At 72.2% G+C, this 19,623-nt stretch carries 18 protein-coding genes and 1 pseudogene; 6 read left to right on the top strand and 13 right to left on the bottom strand.

The genetic code is table 11. The features are described from left to right. Positions 1-644 precede the first annotated feature (644 nt). The 4 genes from V1633_RS32680 to V1633_RS32665 form a co-directional block, all read right to left on the bottom strand. Positions 645-2,834, bottom strand: a complete 2,190-nt coding sequence (locus V1633_RS32680; protein ID WP_331218183.1) for a serine/threonine-protein kinase — start codon at positions 2,832-2,834, stop codon at positions 645-647. Positions 2,835-3,245: 411 nt separating this feature from the next. Further along, positions 3,246-4,229, bottom strand: coding sequence for a glutamate ABC transporter substrate-binding protein (locus V1633_RS32675; RefSeq protein WP_331218182.1), 984 nt, complete (start codon positions 4,227-4,229; stop codon positions 3,246-3,248). Continuing rightward, positions 4,226-5,548, bottom strand: coding sequence for a hypothetical protein (locus tag V1633_RS32670; RefSeq protein WP_331218181.1), 1,323 nt, complete (start codon positions 5,546-5,548; stop codon positions 4,226-4,228). Before V1633_RS32670 ends, V1633_RS32675 begins: the two co-directional genes overlap by 4 nt. A gap of 394 nt (positions 5,549-5,942) precedes the next feature. Next, complete coding sequence (locus tag V1633_RS32665; RefSeq protein ID WP_331218180.1) at positions 5,943-6,920, bottom strand: ADP-ribosylglycohydrolase family protein; 978 nt, start codon at positions 6,918-6,920, stop codon at positions 5,943-5,945. Positions 6,921-7,067: 147 nt separating this feature from the next. On the opposite strand from V1633_RS32665, the pseudogene V1633_RS32660 reads away from it, so the two are divergent. The 3 genes and pseudogenes from V1633_RS32660 to V1633_RS32650 form a co-directional block, all read left to right on the top strand. Further along, a pseudogene (locus tag V1633_RS32660) lies at positions 7,068-8,039 on the top strand (endonuclease/exonuclease/phosphatase family protein); the annotation flags it as partial. A 477-nt stretch (positions 8,040-8,516) separates the two neighbouring features. Then, positions 8,517-9,014: a DUF2231 domain-containing protein gene (locus V1633_RS32655; protein ID WP_331218178.1), complete on the top strand. Its 498-nt coding sequence runs from the start codon at positions 8,517-8,519 to the stop codon at positions 9,012-9,014. 229 nt (positions 9,015-9,243) lie between these two features. Continuing rightward, on the top strand, positions 9,244-9,597 hold the full coding sequence (locus V1633_RS32650) for a hypothetical protein (RefSeq protein WP_331218177.1): 354 nt from the start codon (positions 9,244-9,246) through the stop codon (positions 9,595-9,597). A gap of 143 nt (positions 9,598-9,740) precedes the next feature. On the opposite strand, the gene V1633_RS32645 is transcribed toward V1633_RS32650, so the two are convergent. Beyond that, entirely contained in the window at positions 9,741-10,349 is a 609-nt protein-coding gene (locus tag V1633_RS32645; protein WP_331218176.1) for a GNAT family N-acetyltransferase, read from the bottom strand. 10 nt (positions 10,350-10,359) lie between these two features. Further along, the gene (locus V1633_RS32640) at positions 10,360-11,109 is read right to left on the bottom strand and encodes a 4'-phosphopantetheinyl transferase family protein (RefSeq protein ID WP_331218175.1); all 750 of its coding nucleotides are present in this window, start codon (positions 11,107-11,109) and stop codon (positions 10,360-10,362) included. Between the two features lie 466 nt (positions 11,110-11,575). Between V1633_RS32640 and V1633_RS32635 the strand changes: the two genes are divergently transcribed. Beyond that, entirely contained in the window at positions 11,576-11,926 is a 351-nt protein-coding gene (locus V1633_RS32635; protein ID WP_331218174.1) for a histone-like nucleoid-structuring protein Lsr2, read from the top strand. Between the two features lie 230 nt (positions 11,927-12,156). Here the strand turns inward: V1633_RS32635 and V1633_RS32630 are convergent, their stop codons facing one another. Beyond that, positions 12,157-13,437 (bottom strand): L,D-transpeptidase, encoded by a 1,281-nt coding sequence (locus V1633_RS32630; RefSeq protein ID WP_331218173.1) that lies wholly within the window; start codon positions 13,435-13,437, stop codon positions 12,157-12,159. Between the two features lie 199 nt (positions 13,438-13,636). Here V1633_RS32630 and V1633_RS32625 point away from each other — a divergent pair, with 199 nt between their 5' ends. Beyond that, on the top strand, positions 13,637-14,245 hold the full coding sequence (locus V1633_RS32625; RefSeq protein ID WP_331218172.1) for a DUF1349 domain-containing protein: 609 nt from the start codon (positions 13,637-13,639) through the stop codon (positions 14,243-14,245). Between the two features lie 149 nt (positions 14,246-14,394). On the opposite strand, the gene V1633_RS32620 is transcribed toward V1633_RS32625, so the two are convergent. From V1633_RS32620 to V1633_RS32600, 5 genes are all read right to left on the bottom strand, one after another. After that, positions 14,395-14,844, bottom strand: a complete 450-nt coding sequence (locus V1633_RS32620) for a DoxX family protein (protein WP_331218171.1) — start codon at positions 14,842-14,844, stop codon at positions 14,395-14,397. Positions 14,845-15,009: 165 nt separating this feature from the next. Beyond that, the gene (locus V1633_RS32615; RefSeq protein WP_331218170.1) at positions 15,010-15,330 is read right to left on the bottom strand and encodes a protease inhibitor I42 family protein; all 321 of its coding nucleotides are present in this window, start codon (positions 15,328-15,330) and stop codon (positions 15,010-15,012) included. A gap of 45 nt (positions 15,331-15,375) precedes the next feature. Continuing rightward, a complete protein-coding gene (locus V1633_RS32610) occupies positions 15,376-16,197 on the bottom strand; it encodes a C1 family peptidase (RefSeq protein ID WP_331218169.1) in 822 nt (273 codons plus the stop codon). A 273-nt stretch (positions 16,198-16,470) separates the two neighbouring features. Then, a complete protein-coding gene (locus V1633_RS32605) occupies positions 16,471-17,385 on the bottom strand; it encodes a hypothetical protein (protein ID WP_331218168.1) in 915 nt (304 codons plus the stop codon). 91 nt (positions 17,386-17,476) lie between these two features. Next, positions 17,477-18,064 (bottom strand): TetR/AcrR family transcriptional regulator, encoded by a 588-nt coding sequence (locus tag V1633_RS32600; RefSeq protein WP_331218167.1) that lies wholly within the window; start codon positions 18,062-18,064, stop codon positions 17,477-17,479. Between the two features lie 77 nt (positions 18,065-18,141). Between V1633_RS32600 and V1633_RS32595 the strand changes: the two genes are divergently transcribed. Beyond that, a complete protein-coding gene (locus V1633_RS32595) occupies positions 18,142-18,603 on the top strand; it encodes a GNAT family N-acetyltransferase (RefSeq protein WP_331218166.1) in 462 nt (153 codons plus the stop codon). Between the two features lie 160 nt (positions 18,604-18,763). Here V1633_RS32595 and V1633_RS32590 read toward each other — a convergent pair whose 3' ends face one another. Beyond that, positions 18,764-19,612 (bottom strand): class I SAM-dependent methyltransferase, encoded by an 849-nt coding sequence (locus V1633_RS32590; RefSeq protein ID WP_331218165.1) that lies wholly within the window; start codon positions 19,610-19,612, stop codon positions 18,764-18,766. Between the last annotated feature and the right edge of the window lie 11 nt (positions 19,613-19,623).

The following is a 19,623-nucleotide window of genomic DNA, read 5'->3' as shown; positions in this document are numbered from 1 at the left end:
GGCAGGTACCGGATAGCCGGGCGCCGCCCCATGACCGACGGAGGGCGCGACGGCGGGGTAGCCGGGCTGCGCGCCCGGACTGACCGGCGTGGCCGAGCTGGGCGTGGACCGCCCGACCGAGCGGGACGGCCCGGCGAGCGCGTCAAGACCACCCGGAACGACCGGCTCCGGCAGTGCCCCCGAGCCGACCGGACGGGACGGCCCGGCGAGCGCGTCAAGACCACCCGGAACGACCGGCTCCGGCAGTGCCCCGGAGTCGCCCGAACCGGTGGGTGCACCGCCCGCGCCACGGGCCAACGCCGAACCGGCCGGCGCACCGCCCCAGCCGGCGGAGCCCGCCGACTGCTCCGACTGCGGCCAACGCGCGGTCACCGGAGCGGACGGCGGACCCCAGCCCGTCGTCTGGTCCCCGGGCCCGTCGCGGCCGGTCCACTCGGCGGCGCCGGGCGATCCCGTGCCGGTGATCGCCGCACCGACGGCCGGGTCCCGTGACGGAACCGCCGACCCGCTCCCGGCCTCCGCCGCCGGCATGCGTTCCAGTTCCCGGCCGCATTCCTCGCAGAACCGGTGCTCCGGCGCGTCCGGGGGCCCGTGTTCCGGGCATGGCTTCGGCAAACTGCCGGCGGTACCGGCGCCAGTGGCTGTCATACCAACGTCCTCGGTCGGACCGCATTCGCGTGGTCCACCAGCGCGATGCGGAGCTGCGGTTCGCGAGCCAGCTGCGCCAGCGTCCGGTACGCGTGTTCCAGGCCGAAGCGGAGACCGCGTTCGGTGAGTTCGTGGCCGAGGATCCGCGTCCCGGGCCCGGGTGCCTGCCGGCTCCGGAGCCAGGCGAGCGCGACCTCCAGCACCTCGATGGTGAGCCGGGTCTGCCGTTCGACGTCCAGTCCGAGCTGCTCCAGCCGCGCCGATGCCCGGAGCAGGTCGTCCGGCCCGGTCGCCCCGGCCAGCCCCGGCAGGCTCGCCCGTACCGCCGCCACCTGCGCGGCGACGTGCTGGCTCGAACTGTCCGGCACCTGGTCGAGTACGGCCAGCGCACCGGCCCGGTCACCGGTCAGGAAACGGATCCGGGCCAGCCCGAACGCGGCACTCAGGTAACCACGGTCGACCCGCCACACCCGGTCGTACAACCTGGCGGCCAGCGCCCGGTCCCCGCTGCACTCCGCGCTCGCGGCCAACGCCAGCCGGGCCGCCGGTTCACCGGGCAGTGCGTCGTACACCGCGTCGAACGCCACCCGTGCCTCGGCCGCCCGGTTCGCGGTGAGCGCCAGCAGGCCCCGGTACCAGTCGACCCGCCAGTCGTACGGGTCCGCCGCGCCCAGCCGGTCCAGGTCGGCGGCGGCCCCGGCCAGGTCGCCGCGTTCGATCCGCGCCCGGGCCAACCGCAGTGCCACCTCCACACTCCGGACCGGTGCGTTGCTCAGGTGATGTACCAGCTCACCCGGGTCGGTGGTACCGAGCGACGCGAGGAATCCCGCCCCGGGGTCGAGCACGTCGACCTGCGGCAGCGGAAGTGCGGCGGAGACCGCGGGCGGGGCCGGGGCGATGGCACCCGGCGGAATCCCACCGCCGGCTCCCCAGGACCGGCCAGCCAGCCCCATGACCACCTCTCCGGCGTCGGTGCCGAAGGCCCGTCGTTCCGGGGTGAACTGTCGGGACACCGCCGGCCGGGGCAGCCCGTCGGCGGCCGAGAGCACCTCCCGCAGTACGCCGAGCAGCTGTTCGCTCATCTCTCCGGCGCTGGAGAACCGGCGTTCCGGATCCGCGTGGGTGGCCCGGCGCAGCAGCCGGTGGTACGACATCTCGGCGGCGAACAGCGGCGCCTCGGCCGGATCCGGCAGCCGGTTGGCGTACGTGCTGGAGAAGCCGCGGAAGTCCAGGCTGAGCACGGCCAGGGCCCGGCCCACGGTGTAGATGTCGGACGCCACCGACGGGCCGACGGTGCCGACCTCCGGCGCCTGGTAGCCGGGGGTGCCGAAGATGGCGCTGGTCAGGTCGTCGACATGCCGGACGGCCCCGAGGTCGATCAGTTTGAGCTGTTCCTCGGCGTGGATGACGTTGTCCGGTTTGAAGTCGCAGAACAGGAGGTTCCGGTCGTGCAGGTAGTCCAGCGCGGGCAGGATCTCGATGCCGTAGGCGAGCACCTCCGGCAGCGGCAGCGCCCGCTGGCCCATGTCCCGCCGGCGGGCGAGCAGCATGTCCCGCAGGGACTGGCCGCCGACGTACTCCATCACGATGTAGCCGACCGGGGTGCCGGTGCGCGGGTCGGGGTGCTCGACGAAGTCGTGGATCTTGACGATGTTGGGGTGGTCGAGCTCGACCAGGAACCGGCGTTCCGCGACCGCCGAGGCCATCGCGTCGGCGTCGGAGGTGTTGATCAGTCCCTTGAGGACCACCCAGCGGTCGCTGACCGTGTCGCTGACGTTCCGGTCCCGGGCCAGGTAGATCCAGCCGAGCCCGCCGTACGCGAGCGCGCCGAGGATCTCGTAGCGGCCGTTGATCACGTCACCCGGCCCCAGCCTGGGCAGGAACGAGAACGCGGTACCGCAGTGCGGGCAGAAGCCCTCGGCCCGGCCCGGACGCCCCTCCCTGCCCCGGCCCACCGGCTTCTCGCAGCGTACGCAGAACCGCCGCGCCTCGGCGACCTGCGGATCGGCCATCACCGCCGTGGCCGGGTCACGCAACGGCACCCGGGCGATCTCGACCAGCCCAGCGCCGAGTCCACCCCGCGAGGCGCTCCGGGCCCGGGTGGAGCCGCGCGAACCGGAACTCGTGGTGGCCCGGCTGGGCATGGTGCTGAGGCCGCTCGGCACGCTGCCGGAGACGCTCGGCATCCGCCCGCCGACACTGGCGGCCGCTCCTGCGCCGGAGACCGGCGCGGCACCGTGGGACGGCCCACCGGAGACCGGCGCGGCGCCCAGGGGCGGCACGCCGGTGGGGGCGGCGCGTTGGGACGGGGCCCCACCACCGGCGCTCGGGACCGCGGCGCGGCCGGTACTGCGACCGGTGACCCCCGACGGGCCCGTCGGTGCCGAACCGGCCGTCGGCGCCCGGCCGCCACAGCGGTCACAGTGGCCGTCGGGACGGTACGAGCCCGGGCAACCGGGCCGCAGGCAGCGGACGCTCATAGGTACGGCTCCCTTCGGCCGGGCGCGGGATGCCCGGTGAGGCTGTTCCGACAGCGCCGGGGACGCGCGGCGGCGCTGGACGACGACACCACCGTGTACCGGACTCCCGGTACCACGTTAGTCCCGGTACCGGGCGGTGGGTGGCGCCGGCGCCGGCCCCAGTGACCGCAGCCAGCGGTTGTAGAGCTGGGTCCAGGTGCCGTTGGAACGGATCCTGGCCAGTACGGCGTTGACGAACCGGACCAGCTCCGGCGACTCCTTGGAGATCGCCACCCCGTACGGCTCGTCGCTGAACCTCGGACCGACCACCTCGGTGTTCGGGTCCTGGGCGGCGAGGCCAGCCAGGATGCTGTCGTCGGTCGACACCGCCACGACCTGGTTCTGCTGCAACAGAACGAGGCAGTCCGTCCAGTTGACCACCGACACCGGCGCGGTCTCCGCCTCCGCGATGTTGCGGATCGAGGTGCTGCCGGCCGCCGCGCACACCTTCTTGCCACGCAGGTCCTTGATCGAGCCGATCTCCGAGCCCCGGTGGACCAGGATCCGCTGCCCCGCCGTGAAGTACTCGGTGGAGAAGGAGACCTGCTCCCAGCGTTCGCAGTTCATCGTCATGGTCCGGACGACCAGGTCGACACTGCGGTCCTGGACCACCTTGATCCGGTCGGCGGAGCTGATCGCCCGGAACTGGATCCTGTTGGGGTCGCCGAAGAGCGCTCGGGCGATCTCCCGGGCGATGTCGATGTCGAAGCCGGTCAACTGTCCGGTGAACGGGTCACGGAAGCCGAACTGGTAGCTGTTCTGGTCGACGCCGACGACCAGCCGACCGCGCTGCACGATCCGTGCCATCGCCGAGCCGGACGGCATCTGGCGCGGAGCCGGCAGCGCCCCCGTGGGGCGCAGGCTGGCCCGGGGGTCACATGAGCCGGACGAGCCGGCGGGTCCGCTCGGGATGACCGCCGGGTCCTGCATGCCGACCGGTCGGGGCGGGGCCGTCGGCACCTGGTCGTCGGGCAGCGCCTGGTCGTTGACGCCGCATCCGGCGGTGACCACGAGGACAAGGACGCCGGCGAGCAGCCGGCCGGCGAGGTGCCGGACTCTCATCGATACTCCGCTATCCGACGTTGAATTCCGAGCACGGCCCCGACCAGCACGAGCAGGGTCAGCCCGACCATACCGACGTCGGCGCCGGTCAACGCCCGGCCGGCGCTGGCCGCCTCACGCTCGAACCGCTCTCCGTTGTGCGTGATGGCCTGGGCGAGGGCCTCGTCGAGCTGGGTGAAGATCGCCGCGGTGGTCAGCCCCTCACTGCCCACCGTGGTCTGCACCGCCTTCTCGTAGTCGCCGGCCTCGTCGTGCAGGCGCACCTGGCGGTGCGTGACGGTCCACGCCTGGGTCTTCAGGATCGCCGTCTCCACGGCCTGCCGGGTGGCCTGGTCCGACGCCGCCGCCCGGGCCTGGCCGAGCAGACCGCCGTTGCCGTCCGTGCCGGCCAACCGCTCCATGACCACGCCGAAGTTCTCCTCGAAGGCGGCGCCGTTACCCCGGGCGACCAGGGTCAGCGCCTCGTCGGCCCGGGCCTGCAGGCCGGCGATCCGGGCCTCGGCGAGCAGGTTCATCTGCGCGGAGCCGTCGTCGCGACTCGCCTGGAGGTAACCACCCGCCGCGATCGCCGACACGGCGAGCCAGCCGACCAGCAGCACCAGCGAACCGGTGCTGACCAGCAACCCGACGTTGAGCAACCGGTTGGTCCGCCGCATCAGGTAGATCTGGGTCAGCACCAGACCGGCGAGAGTGGCCAACCCGAGCAGCGTGGCGATCCACGGGAACCCGGCCGCCCGGTCCCGGGCGGCGTCCAGCTCGTCGGAGGCCGCCGTGTACAGCTCCTGCGCCGCCGGCAGCAGCTCGTCGCGCATCAGACCGGAGGCTTCCTGCAGGTAGGCCACGCCGAGCGGCAGACCCTGCCGGTTGTAGCTCCGGGCGGTCTCCACCAGGCCGCTGTAGACCGGAAGTCGGGCGGTGATCCGGGCGATCGCCGAGACACTCCGTCCGTCGGTGGCGGCCGACACCACGGTCAGCGCGGCGGCGGCGTCGGCGAGATCCCGTTGGTACCGCTCACGCAGGACCGGTGGTTCGAGTCCGTTGGAGAGGAACGCGCTCGCCGCGGTGGCGTCCGCGTCGGAGAGTGCCCGGTAGAGATTCTGCGCGGCGACCAGCAGCTCACCGCTGCGTGCGGTGACCCCGTGGACAAGGTCGGCCCGCTGTCGGACGCCGACCAGGGCGGCCAGGCCGGTGAGCAGGCCCAGCACCACCACAGTGGCCAGGATCGCGGTGAGCCGACCGGGGGTCTGGTGCAGCGGGGCGGTGAGCCGTTGCAGCGCGCCGGGCGGACTCGGCCGGGACGGGGCGGGCTGCGCCGGCATCGGCGGTTGCGGCGGGACGACCGTCTGGCCGCGAGGAACAGCGACCGCCGGCCCGTGTGAACCCACCCGTAACCTCCCCATCCCCACAACGGAACCCCGCGACTCCAGCCGTACGCGGATGGTCAGATCATGATGACCGGGTTCAAGGTAACCAATCCGCTCAACCGGTGGGGGGCGGGGCCGGTGGCTCACTCCTGGGGACCGTTCGGTCTCCGGCCCGTCACCGATGGCCGGTGTCGCTACCAGGCGCACCGGGGACCACGACGCCGCCCGGTTGACCGGCTCCCGGCCGACACCGTCAGAGTGGACAGCGGGCCGGGGCGCGGTCGCCGGTCTACCCGGGACGCCGGCCGTTGACCCGGCCCGCCCGGCCGGCGGGTAGCGGACGAGAGCTCTACCCGGGACGCCGGCCGTTGACCGGGCCGTCCGGCCGGCGGGTAGCGGACGAGAGCGGACGGGCCACGGCGACGAGATCCGGCAACGGTTCGCGTCGCGCCAGCCAGGTCGCCGGAATCCCGTTCGGCCCTCGGCCGGTGTACGTCGCGACGACGCCGCCGACGATCGCCGCCGTGGTGTCGACGTCCCCGCCCGCCTCGACACAGGCGAGGATCGCCGACGGAAAGTCGTCGAGCCAGGTCGCCGCCACCCAGAGCGCGAACGGCACCGTGTCCTGCGCCAGCACCTGCGCACCGTTGCCCAGCTCGTAGGCGGCCTCGGCCACCTCCGCCCCGAGGATTCGGCGGGCGCGTTCGATCCCGGTGCGTACCCGGCTGTCGATCAGGTAACCGAGCACCGCGTCGAGCAGCGCGGCCGGTTCCGGGCGGTCCCGGACCTGCCGGGCCCAGCCGGCCTCGGCGGCGGCGACCGCCACCGCCGCCGCGCCGAGGATCCCCTCCGCGTGGGCGTGCGTCACCTCCGCCGAGCGCATCGCCTCCAGCGCCGCCGAACGGGAGTCGCCGGCGTGGAAGGCGCCGAGCGGGGCGACCCGCATCGCGGCCCCGTTGCCCATCGAACCCTGTCCGTCGAAGGCCGCCCGGGAGACGTCCCGCCAGTCGCCGCCGTTCGCGATCTGCCGCAGGATGACCACGGCGCCGCCACCGTAGCCACGGTACGGGTCGAAGCGTGTGGCGAAGGCGGCGGCGAGCCGGTCCTGGTCGACCCGGCCGTCGGCACCAAGCTCGGCGACGAGCGCGCAGGCCATCTCGGTGTCGTCGGTCCACGGCCAGACCGGTTCGGGCGGCCGTCCCGCCCGGAGGTCCGCGACCGACGTGCCGGGTACGAAGAACTGGGCGCCGAGCGCGTCGCCGACGGAGAGCCCGTCGAGGCTGTCCCGGCAGAGGTCCTGAGGGGTCGTGTGCTCCCGAGAGATCATGTTGACCACCATCATGGCAGAACACACCGTCAGCCTCCCGGCGACGGGTGCGGACAGTACGCGGAAGGGCAACCGACAATGACCTCCGGGGAACCTGCGCCACATCGGGTTGACGTACCGACCGGAAGCAGCGTGTCCCGCTGGCTGGTGCGACGTCCCGACCGGCGAACCGGTCCCGGCACCCGACCCGGACGGCGGTTCCGACCACGGCGCGGCCACCTCCTGGCGTCCGTCGCCGTCCTGCTCGCGACTCTCCTGGTCGGCCACAGCCGGGTGCCGAACACCCCCGGCCGGCTGGGCAGTCTGCTGGAGACGTTCCTGCCCTGGCTCGGTCTGGGCGTGCCGGTCCTGCTGGGCATCGCGCTGCTCCGTCGCTCGGTCGTCGCCCTGCTCGCGCTCCTGCTCCCCGGCGCCGCCTGGCTCGGTCTCTTCGGCCCCGACCTGGTCCCGGCCGACGATCCGCCGCACGACGTCACCGCCGTGCAGCACAACGTCAGTGACGAGAACCCCGATCCGGCGGGCACGGCACGGGCGCTGCTCGACATCCGGCCCGATCTCGTCGCGCTGCAGGAGCTGACCCCGGCCGCCCTGCCGACGTACGCGGCGACGTTGGCTCCGGAACTTCCGCACCAGGCGGTGTACGGCACGGTCGGACTCTGGTCGAGGTTCCCGTTGACCGAGGTGCACCCCGTGGACATCAGGCCGGAAGGGTTCGGCCCCGACTGGAACCGGGGTCTGCGGGCCACCGCCCGGACACATCGGGGCGATGTGGCCGTCTACGTGACGCACCTGCCCTCGCTCCGGCTCGGCCTTCGACACGGCTTCCGGTCCGGCTCGCGCGACGAGAGCGCGACCCTGCTCGGGAACATGATCGTCGCCGAACCGCTGCACCGGATGCTGCTGCTGGGTGACCTCAACGGCACCGTCGACGACCGGGGGCTGGCGCCGGTGACGTCGCGGATGACCTCGACCGGGCCGCGCTTCCCGTTCAGTTGGCCGGCCGCCCTGCCGGTGGCCCGGATCGACCACGTGCTGGCCCGTACGGCGACGATCACCCACCTCTGGTCGTTGCCGGCCACCGGAAGCGACCACCTGCCGGTGGCCGCGCGCGTCCGGCTCGGGAAGGACGCCACGGCACAGCCACCGTGGCCGTCCGACGGCGCGCACCGAGGCACGCGGTAGACCGGTGACCCTGTCGTGTCTGGTCGGGGGGACGTGGCCCCGGCCGTCGTCCCGCCGCACGGGCTGGGCGGTGGCGCCCGGGAACTCGCGCCGACCCCGGCGTCGCTGGTCGCGGACCATCGGGTCGTCCTGCCCGATCAACGGCGGTCCGCCTCCCCGGCGTGACCCCGACCGCCCACTCCTGGCCCGACGACCTCGAGGAGCGGGCTGACCGGGGTGGACGGAGCCGCTGCGGGGTTGTCTCGCGGGATGCCCCCCGCACCACACATCCCGCCGACGCCTCTGTGTTTCGGACGGCGGGATCCGTACGCTTGCCTGGGCCATGCACGGCCCTCACTGTGGGCCGGCTACGGGCCGGCACCTGAACGACAGGCACGGCCTTCACTGCCCAGTCGCCGCCCCGAGGAGACGCCGGTGCTCGAGGAGTTCATGGGGATACCCACCCACCCCCTCCTGGTCCACGCCGCGGTGGTGTTCGTGCCACTGCTCGCCATCTCGGCGGTCGCGTACGCCTTCGTTCCGCTCGTCCGGCCGCACCTGCGCTGGGTGCTGGGCCTGCTCGCGGTCGCGACGCCGGTGGCCGCGCTGCTGGCGAAGCTCTCCGGCGACGCGTTCTTCGCCCGGCTCGAGTCCGGCGACCGGATCAGTCCGGAGTTCTACCCGAAACTCGAGTCCCATCAGCAGTTGGGCAACCTGACACTCACCGTCGCGCTGCTGCTCGGCCTGCTGACGCTGGCTCTGGTCTACCTGGTCGCCCCGAACCCCGCGACCGACCAGGCCGGTACGACCGGCGCGCGGCGTCTCCTGCCCCAGGTGTTGGCGGTGCTGACGCTGCTCGCGGCCGGCGCCAGCCTGTACTACGTGGTCCGCACCGGCGACTCCGGCGCGAAGGCGGTCTGGACCGGACTCTGACCCCTCCGGGCCGTCCCTCGTCGGACGGGCCGGGTCGACAGTCGTGGGCTGCCACCGCTGGCGGGCGACGGTTCTCGGGGGTGTCCGCGTCACCTCGTGACCGGGAGGCTCCGGGCGGGCCCGGTCGAGTCAGGGACAAAACGGTCAGTTCACCTTCGGTGCCCCCGCTCCGACTTCTCCGGCCCGGACACGTTTCCGTGACCGCGCGCAGTTCCCGTCGCCTCGGGGCATGCTCAGAGGAGTAGGCGGCGGCCGGCGAAGGGGGTACGGAGTGAAGGACTACGACGACGACTGGACCGAGGACCAGCGGGCGCTCTACGACGAGTGCTACGGGCTGGGCGAGTCCTGGGCCGCTGATCCGGACACCCCGGCCGACGAGTTGCAGGACGTGCTGAACCTCGCCGAACTCGAGGAGGACGAACTCGGCGAGGTCGACCTGACGTACGCGCCGCTGGTGGACGCGGTCGCCGAGGCCACCGGGGAGCAGGTGACCAGCGTGACCGCCGACCGGGACGATCCCGCGTTCCGGGGTTTTGTCGACGGCGCCCGGGACGGCGCCGAGGAGAGCGTCTTCGGCCTCTGACGGCCGCCGGAGACAACCTCTGGCCGAACCCGGACGACGGCCCTGACCGAGCCCGGGCGACGACCCCTGACGGAACTTGGGAGACGACCCCTGACGGAACCTGGGAGACCCTCCCGGACGCAATTGGCGGAGACGGTCCGGGCTCAGCGGATCCGGTTGTCGAGCCGCAGCACCGGCGTGGCGGACGACACGAAGCCGAGCGACCGGTAGAGCGCCTCCCCGTCCGGGGTGGCCCGGAGGTCGACGACCGGGATGCCGCGTCGCCGGTACCAGTCCAGCAGCCGCGCCACGCAGGCCCGGGCGTACCCCCGCCTGCGGTACCCGGACTCGGTGGCGACGTTGAACACGTACCCCGACTCGCCGCTGGGGTTCGTCGGATCCCCCAGCCTGGTCTCGATCACGCCGACCGCGCACGCCACCAGCCCACCCGGCGCCGGACCGGCGTGGTCGCCGGACCGGACGAGGTCGTCCCGAACCGGAGCGGAGCGGTTCGGCGTCAGCGTGGAGCCGTCGCCGTCCCCCGCGATCCCCCGGTCCGCCGTCAGCACGGAACCGTCACCGTCCACGGTCCCCCGGTCCACCACGAAGGCCGCCAGCGAACCGTCGTCAAGCCGCCGCCGCAGGGTCTGCGCCGCGAGGTGCTGCCAGGGGCCGGGCTCAGGAACTCGGCCGTGCATGTCCGCCAGCATCAGCCCGCGCAGTCGTACCAGCTCGGACGCGTCGGCGACGACCGCCCGACGTACTTCCACCACGACCGGAAGACTACCCAGCCGAGGTGTGCGCCGCCGCGATGACGCCGAGCGGCAGCTCCGCCCGGGTTATCCGTACCGGCAGCGGGGACAGGAGCGCGACGGCGGCGGTGTAGCCCGGCCCCGCGTCGAGGTCGGACAGCTGCGCCGGACCGTCCAGCGGTCGGTCGGCGGCCCAGTCGACCAGCCGGGCGGGTTCCTCGGGTGGGCTGAGGGTGACCGTGTTCATCGGCACCGCGAGGCCGTGCCCGGTCGCCTTCAGCAACGCCTCCTTGCGGGCCCAGTATCCGAAGAAGGCTCGCCGGGCGTCCTCCGCCGGCCGCTCGCGCCACCACCGCAGTTCCGCCGGCGAGAGCACCGCCGTGCTCAGCGCGACCACGTCGGTGCCGTCCGTCGTCTCCTGCACGTCGAGGCCGACCGGTACCGACGCCACCGCGACCGCGACCCAGTCACCGGAATGGGTGACCGAGAACTCCCACTTCGTCGCCGGATACGCCACCGTCGGTTTTCCGTGTCCGGCGCCGCAGTGCCGGCAATGCCGGGAGAAACGCAGTTCGGCCGGGTGAACCCCGAGGTAGTGACCGAGCAAAAGCCGTACGCCGACGTGCGCGGCCTGGTAGCGGTCCCGGTCGGCGGAGCGGCGGAAGCGTCGGTGTCGGGCCCGCTCCCCCTCGTCGAGTACGTCGAAGTCGCGCCAGTGCTCCGCGCCGATCGGCAGGCGCCACACCTGGCACTCGTCCGCCGTCGGCGGCGCCAATTCCACGGACGTCGACTCCGCCGGCACCGACTCCTCGGACGTCGGTGACCCGGACGACTCGTCAGGCGAACGATCTGCTCGGGCCAACGGGCACCACCAACGGTCTCGGATCCGGTGCCGACGCCAGGACCAGCGCCGACCTATCCGCGAGCATGCCAGCCTGTCGGGCCGCCGGCCAGCCCGCCGGAAGACGTCGGTCGTACCGGGCCGATCCGGGCACCATCCACGATCCGATCTGGACAAGTGGGAAAGTCCCGCCTCGGCGCCCGGCCGGGAACAGTTGGTGCCGGCGCATACCGACCGCGCTCGAGGTCGGCGTCCGCGACGTACACAAAACGGCCGGTCCGGGCACGCGGAAAGTCCGGGTAGCGGGCACTGTGGAACCGGAATTGCCCAATGACTTGCAGAATTGCCCGCCGGTCAGTCAAACTCAACCCCTAGAAATAGATTTGTACACGAGGAGTAATCGACCATGGCGAAGCAGGTAATCACACTGCTGACCGACGACCTCGACGGCGGCGAGGCCGACCGCACCGTCGAGTTCGGTATCGACGGCGTCAACTACACGATTGACCTGTCGGATAAGAACGCCGGCAAGCTTCGGAAGGCGCTGGACGTCTACATCCACGCGGGCAACCGGGTCGGACGGGGTCCGGTGGAAAGCCGTCGCACCGGCCGGCGCGGCGCCCCGACGAGTCCCACCCGCAGCGACCGGGAACTGAACCGTGCCATCCGGGAATGGGCCGTCCAGAACGGCTACGACGTTTCCGAGCGCGGGCGCATTCCGTCGTCGGTCGTGCAGGCGTACAACAGCCAGCGGTAAGTGGGCCCCACCCGGGCCGTCCGGTACGTCGAAGCCGGCTTTCCGCCGCGTCCAGGGGCCGAGCTGGGCGGCGGAATCCGATTGACCGGTCGACACCGCGGTCCCGTTCCCACACCGGGGCACCAGGGTCGACGGGTGCGGGTCGACCGCGCCGGGCCACCGGTGTCGCCGCGCGCGCAGAGGTGCCACCGACGACGCGGTCGTCGGTGGCACCGGTACAGATCGATGAACTACCGCCCGCCGTTGGACGGTGTCGGTGTCGGTGTCGACGCCTTGTCGGCGGCGGGCGGGCCTCCGTTCGCCGGACCGGCCGGCGCGGGTGGGGCCGGCTTGAGGTCGGCCGGCACCGGCAGTGCGCTGCCCTTGACGAACTCGTCCCAGCTCACGTTCCAGGCCGTCCACCCGTTGCCCTGGTCCAGTTTGACCTCGGTGCCCTTGATCGTGACCAGGTCACCGATCCGGGTCGTCTCCATCAGCCAGTCCGCGTTGGCGTTCGAGACGTTGGTGCAACCGTGCGACACGTTCCGGCTCCCCTGGTCGCCGACGGACCACGGCGCCGCGTGGATGAACTCGCCGCCCCAGGTCAACCGTTGGGCATCCTCAACCTGGACCACGTAGGGGTCCGGGGAGCCCGTGGTGTCGAAGATGGTCGACTCGTGCTTCTCCATGATCACCATCTTGCCGCTGGATGTCGGGGTGCTGCTCTTGCCGAGACTGACCGGGATCTTGCGGATCAGCTTGTCGTCCTTGAACACCGACATCTGCTTGGTCCTGTTGTCGATCTCCAGGAACAACCGGTGGTCACCGATCCGGGCGCTCCCCGTCCGGTCGGTGTCGCCGAAACTGCCCTTGCCCATCGGCACCCCGTCGAGCGCCGCCCGCACGTTCAGCCGGGTACCGGGCTGCCAGAAGTCCGGCGGCCGGTAGGAGACCTGCCGTCCGTTCGCCTCCCAGGCCCAGACCCCCGGTTGCGGCGGGTCGGTGCTGACCAGCAGACGCCGTTGGACTCCCGCGCGCGCGTCCTTCGGAATCTCCGAATCGAACGACACCGTCACCGGCATCGCGACCCCGTACGTCCGCTTGTCCTGCACGTTCAGGTTGGTCACGGTACGTCTGGCCGGCTTGTCCATCGTGGTGAAGGTGGTCCGTTGGGTGACCGTCTTACCGGAGTCATTCTTCGCCGTCACCTGGGCGGTGTATGTCCGTCTGTTCGCCAGCGCCCTGCTCGGCATCCACCCGGAGCCGTCGGAACGCATCGCCCCGTCGACGCGAACGCCCTTGTCATCGGTCAGCACGACCTCGGAGATCTTTCCATCACTGACCGTGGTGCCGATCTCCACACTGGTCGGCAGATTTCGACTCTCCGGCGCCGGGGTGATCGCCAGTTTGGGTGGCACCGGCGCCGGCCGGGACGCCCGTTTGATGGGACCGCCCGTGCAACCGGCCAGCACCAACGGTACGGCGGTCATCAGCATCATCAGCAACAACACCGCTCGACGCCTCAATATCATGCTCCACCCACCCCATTTCCCTCCTGCTCTGAGATCGCATTCCGTCGCGCCCTCGAAGGCCCAAGCAGCGCGTTCAGGCGTGGACCGCCGGTAACCCCCGAATCGCCGCTCATCCAAGGGGTAAACCCGCGATGTGCCGAAGCTTTGGGTCGCGACGACGGGCCCCCCGAAGTGGCCCTGTTTCTGGCATCCTGCACGGATGCGAACCAGCCTCACTCCAATCCCGACAACGCTGACCTGGGAGGTCGCACCCGCCGAGTGGCACCAGAACGGCGACGACGGGCTCACCGTGACCGCATCGGGCGGAACGGACATGTTCGTGGACCCCGCGGGTGACGCACCGGTACTCAGCGCGCCTCGGCTGCTCGGGGCGGCACCCGACGGCGACTTCCGGTTCTCGGCCCGGGTCCGGGTCGGCTTCTCCGCCACGTACGACGCGGGCTGCCTCCTGCTCTACGCCGGGCCACGAAACTGGGCGAAACTCGCGTACGAGCGGTCGCCCCAGACCTCCGGGATGGTCGTCTCGGTGATCACTCGGGACGTGTCGGACGACGCGAACGGCTTTGTCGTGCCCGACGACGCACCCCTCTGGTTGCGCGTCTCCCGCCTCGGGCCCGCCTGGGCCTTCCACGCCAGCACCGACGGGTCCTGGTGGCACTTCGTCCGCTATTTCCGACTCGACGAGCAGGCCGAGCCGCTCCGGATGGGGCTGGAGGCGCAGTCTCCGACGGGCTCCGGCTGCACGGTGGAGTTCGACCGGATCGGCTTCGAGACGGGTCGGCTGGCGGACCTGCGCGACGGCAGTTGACCATCGACCGCGAACACGGCGTCGCGCCCGGTCTCCGTCCGCCGGCGGGCGGCCGGCGGACGGAGACGGAGCGCGACGGGCGGATCAGGTGCCCGGCGACGCGGACACGTCGGGCGGTTCAGACGCAGGCGCGACGACGGGGTCGGGAATCAGCGCGCGGGCGCGGCGATGGGCTCAGCGGCCTCCACGACCCCCCGGCTGCGACGCCGGGCGAACGCGGCGTCCAGCGACCACCGTCCACCGCCGAGCGCGGCGACCAGCAGGAAGGACCAGCAGAACATCGCGGCGAGTTCACCGCCGTTGTTCAGGGGCAGCAGGGCCTCCGGCTGGTGCACCACGAAGTACGCGTACGCCATCGAGCCGGAGCAGATGAGGGCCGCGATCCGGGTGCTGAGTCCGACCAGCACGAGTGTTCCGCCGACGAACTGGATGAGCGCGGCGTACCACCCGGGCCAGGTGCCGAGCGGGATGGCCTCGCCGCTGCCACGGTTGCCACCGAAGACCCCGAACAGGGAGGCGGCGCCGTGCAGGGCGAACAACAGGCCGAGCACGACCCGGAACAGGGCGGTGACGGCGTCGCTGACACGGACGTTGGTCATGGGACACTCCTTGCGGCTGACAGAACGTAACGGTCGGGTCCCACGGCGAAGTCACGGTATCCAGTGACATAGATAGATGTCAATAGGTGCTGCTCCGCGTGCCCCAGACGGCAACGCCCTCATCCCACCCCACCGCGGCGACCGCCGCCGACGAACGCCCGGACGTCACCGTACGGTGAAGATCACCTCGAACCGCCGACCCACCGGTCCGTCCGGCTCCCAGCCGCGTCGCAGTACCAGCCGCAGCGTCGTCCGACCCTCGCCGACCACGCTGAACCGGAGCTGCCGCCTTCCCCCGGCGCCCAGCCCTCCCTCGTCGGTCCGGAAGGCATCGCCGGCCGGGGCGACCACGTGGTCGTCGACCGCCTCCAGGTGCCACCGGTAGCCGGAACTCGGCGTCTCGCCGAGCTCGACGACAACCAGGTCACCGGGAGCGGCCGGAAACGACCGCCCCGTGTCTTTCTCGGTCAGATCATGGCGCGCCACCGGCGAACCTCCGATCCGCGGCCCGGGCCGGGCCGTCGTTCCGGTTCAGTGTGGCAGCTCCACCGCGCAACACGCCTCACCCTGGTCCTGGAGCAGGCTGTCGAAGTCACCGCGCCGCATCTTGAACCGGCCACCCTGACCCCAGTCCGCACCCCAGGAGTTCTGGAACAGGTAGGCGTCCTCGTCCTCGATCCGGTCGAGCATCAGGTAGCAGTGGCCACCGTTGGCCGATCCGGTCGGCTTGACGAACCCGTCCGCGTCGGGGCCGAACATGTCACTCGTCCAGGCGGTACCGACCACGACCGACCCCTGGCTGTCGATCCACTCGTCGATCTCGGCGGTGGTGCGCGCGAACGCGAAGGCGGCCAGCCGCCCCCGCTCCCGGACCGCCAGCGCCCCGGACCGCACCGTCGAACCGTTCTCCTTGCCCGGCTCCCCGTCGATCACCTTGCACTCGTAGTAGAGGGCGTGGCCGTCGGCGTTCTGGTAGGTGCCCGCCACCGGCATCGCGTCCACCCAGCCGGCCCACCCGAATCCCACGCAGTGCCCGGTCTGCCCCTGGTCCAGCTGGACGGTCAGCTCCCACGCCGGGGCCGTGTCACGCTTCGTGAGCGGCTCCCGCTGCGTCCGCAGCCAGCGCCAGAAGACCAGGTACGCCCGCCAGTCCGAGAAGTACGGCGTGCCGGCCAGGATCTGTTCGACGGTCATCTGCCGGATCGACTCCGGTGGTTCGGCGATCTCCAGCAGCCGTGGGATGTCCCAGTCCCGCGCGTCCGGCTGGTAGCGCCAGCCGAGCAACTGCGGGCCCGGTGCGACGCTCGCGCTCGTCTCCGGTGGGTCCACCGCGAAACGCCTCTGCTGCTCCATCGACTCGCCTTTCTCGACCGGGCCGTGGGGAAGGCGCCGGTCGGACCCTACCCTGCTGGTGGGAGACGGCCCGGTTCACCGGAGGGTGGGGAGGAATCGCTCCCGGCCCGTTCACCGTCGTCGTACCGGATCGGGAACGGGCCGGTCCGCGTCGAGGCCGCCGCGCCTCCCATTCTGCGCCGTCGGGCCCGCGCACGGGTCGGTTCGGCGGAGCTGTCCGGTGAACTGATCGGCTGGAAACCAGGCAGGCTGATCGGCTGGAACACCGGGGAACTAATCGGTTGCAAGGTCGGCACACTCCGTCTCGTCAGGCAGGAGCGGACGCAGCGCGACCGTCCAGCGGTCGTCGCCGGACGTCCACGGGGTCTGGGCGTTCGCCTTCTCGGCCAGGGTCAGCAGTTCGGCGGTGGCGGCACCGCCCACCTCGACACACCCCAGGTCGAGGCCGGATCCCAGCGACGGGCCCGGCAACGCCGGACCGGGCCAGGCCAGCGCGGGCTGTTCCGGGCCGTCCGGGTCGCCGGACCAGGCGGTGGCGAGTGCCGCCACCGTCGTCGGCCGGTACGGCTCCGCCGGGCTCACCCGGTCGGCACCCAGGGTTGCGCCGAGGTCGGTGAGCGCCGCCACCAGGTTTCGCAGTTCCGCCCGACCGGCCCGCTGGATGTCGGTCAGCCCGTCCGACGGCGCCCCGTCGTCGGCTGACCCGTCCGGCGGCTGGATGCCCTCGTTCAGGGCGTACACCTCAAGGACCTCGGTACCGGTGGCGAACCTGACGGTGAAGCGGGTCGAGGGGACGTCCGTGACGGAGGGCCGGCCGAGGTCGGCCCCGGCCTCCACGCCGGCGGCGCGGGCCCGCTCGATCAACCGGTCGACGTCCTCCCCGGCGATCCGCTGGACCTGGATGTTCGGCAGCGCCGGACCGGGAAAGGCGAGTGTCTGCGGACCTTCGGTGATCACCCGTCCGTCGGCGTAGACCGTCACCATCGGCAGCCGGCCGAGCAGGGTGGCCGGGGTGACGAAACCACCGGTGTGCTCCACCCGTAGCACGACCCCGGACGGGTCGACATTGTCGGAGACGGGCAGCCCGGGGGCAGCGGCCCCGGTCCCGTCGCCACCCTGGGCGCAGGCCGTGACCAGCAGAAGCAGGGAACCGGCCGCGGTCGCCGGAAGAGTCCGCCAGTTGTTCATGAACGTTCTGACGGACCACCGGGCCGTACGGTTCCCGTGGCCGCGCATCCGCACGGCGGCTCCGGTCACCGGGAAGCGGAGTGGCGGCGGCCTACAGCCGCGACAGCGATCCGATCGCGGCCTCGAGGGCCGCCTGTTGCAGTTGCGCCGGATAGGTCTCCGGGTCGACCGCCGCCAGCGTGTTGAGCCCTTCGACGAGCGCGACCAGGTGTTTCGCCGCCCGGTCCCGGCGGTCCGGCGGCCAGTCCGGATGACCGGCGGCGACCAGCCGGGCGACCCGGCGGCAGAAGGACCGGTTGTTGGCGGTGTGCAGTTCCGCGAGCCGGGGGTCGGCCAGCGCGGCGGCCAGGAAACCCAGCCAGACCCGGGCCTCCTCCCGCTTCTCCGGGCTCAGGCAGACGGCCTGGAGGAGGACCGCGCGCAGCACCTCCGACGGTGTTCCGCCGAGCGCCTCGGCCGCGTCCGCCCGCTCCGCGGTGCGCTGGTGCAGCAGTTCACGGGCGTGGACGAGCAGGGCCCGCTTGTCCGGGAACGTGTGCAGCACCAGGCCGGTCGTACAGCCCGCCCGCTCCGCGACCGCCCGCAGGGTCAGCCCCGGCAGGCCCTGCTCGGCGAGGACCGCCCAGGTCGCCGCGGAGAGTCTGGCCCGCTGCCCGGGCAGGTCACGCTGTCTGCTCACTCCGCCCCTCCCGCCACACCGACTTAGCGTAACGCATGTTACGGTAACGCTTGTTACGACGATGAGGGGAGCAGCGAATGGCAGGGGCGGTGATTGTCGAACTCGCCGACTGGGACGACCCGGACGGCGTCCGGCTGCGCGCGGCACAGCGGGCCGAACTCGACGCCCGGTACGGCTGCACCAACCACGAACCGGGAGAGCCCCCGTCGGCCCGGTCCGTCGGCGTGTTCGTCCTCGCCCGGTCCCCGGACGGCACCGCACTCGGCTGCGGCGGACTGCGCTTCCTCGACGACAACTCGGCCGAGATCAAGCGGATGTACGTGACACCGACCGCCCGTGGCACCGGGATCGCGGTGGCCGTCCTCCGGGCGCTGGAGGAGCAGGCCCGCCAGCGCGGGGTGGAGACACTGCTGCTGGAGACCGGCACCGCCCAGCCGGACGCGATGCGCTTCTACGAGCGCGAGGGCTACCGGCGGGTCGAAGGTTTCGGCCCCTACCGTGGCGAGCCGCTGTCGGTCTGTTACGCACGACGGCTCTGACCGCCCCACCGGGACGCGGTGCGGGTACCCGTCCGGCCCGCCCGTCGGCTGGTGCGCCGAACTCCGGCACGGCGCTCCGGTGCCGGTGCCGGTGACACGGGCGTGTGCCACCAGCACCGGCCGGGACGGCCGTCGACGGGCGGGCCGACAGCCGGCGACCTCAGCTCGTCGACCGGCCCGGACGACGGGGTGCCGGTACCCTGCCCGGCTCCGGCCGACGGCCCCGGGTGGAGACGAACTGGTACGACAGCGAGGCGAACGCGGGGTCCCGGGCCAGTTCCCGGAAGACGTGCAACTGGTCCGGCGACAGACCGGTGGCGAGCAGCCGCGGCTCGAGCTGCCGGGAGTTCGTCTCGTGCAACGACGCGCCGGTGGAGCCGCCGGTCCAGCTCTGCGAGTGGGTGATGGTGTCGACGTCGCCGAGACCGGCCAGCACCATCTCGGTGTGCACGTCCTGCGCCCAGGCCAGGTCCGCGCCCCGGTCCTGCAGGATGCCCAGCGTCGCCTCCATCACCTCCTGGAAGAGCTTCGCGGCGTCGTCGGTCGGTGCCGCCAGCACCCGCAGCCCCGCCGTGCAGTCGAACTCCTCGACGACCAGCCAACCACCGGGCGCCAGGGCGTTGATCAGTTCGGCCAGCACCCGGCGCCGCTCGGGCAGGTGCAGCAGGACCAGGCGGGCGTGGATCACGTCGAACGGCCCGCCCTCCGGCGCACCGGTCCGCACGTCGTGCTGCCGCACCACCAGGTTGCCCTCGGAGACCAGGTGCGAGGGTTCGATGTCGGTGGCGACGACCAGGCCGGTGGGGCCGACGGCCCGGGCCATCAGCCGGGCGATCGAGCCGCCTCCGGCGCCCACCTCCCAGCAGCGCGCACCGGGGGTCAGCACGGGTGCGGCCAACCGGTCCGCGGTTATCGGATCGAGGAACGCCTCCAGCGCTCGCATCTGCGCCTCGGCTTCCGGCGAGCGGTTGTCGAAGGCGTAACCGGTCCGTACAGGGGTGGTTGTCACGATCGGTACCT

Source organism: Plantactinospora sonchi, assembly GCF_036422035.1.
Lineage (GTDB): Bacteria > Actinomycetota > Actinomycetes > Mycobacteriales > Micromonosporaceae > Plantactinospora > Plantactinospora sonchi.
This window is presented reverse-complemented; position numbering and strand designations above follow the sequence as displayed.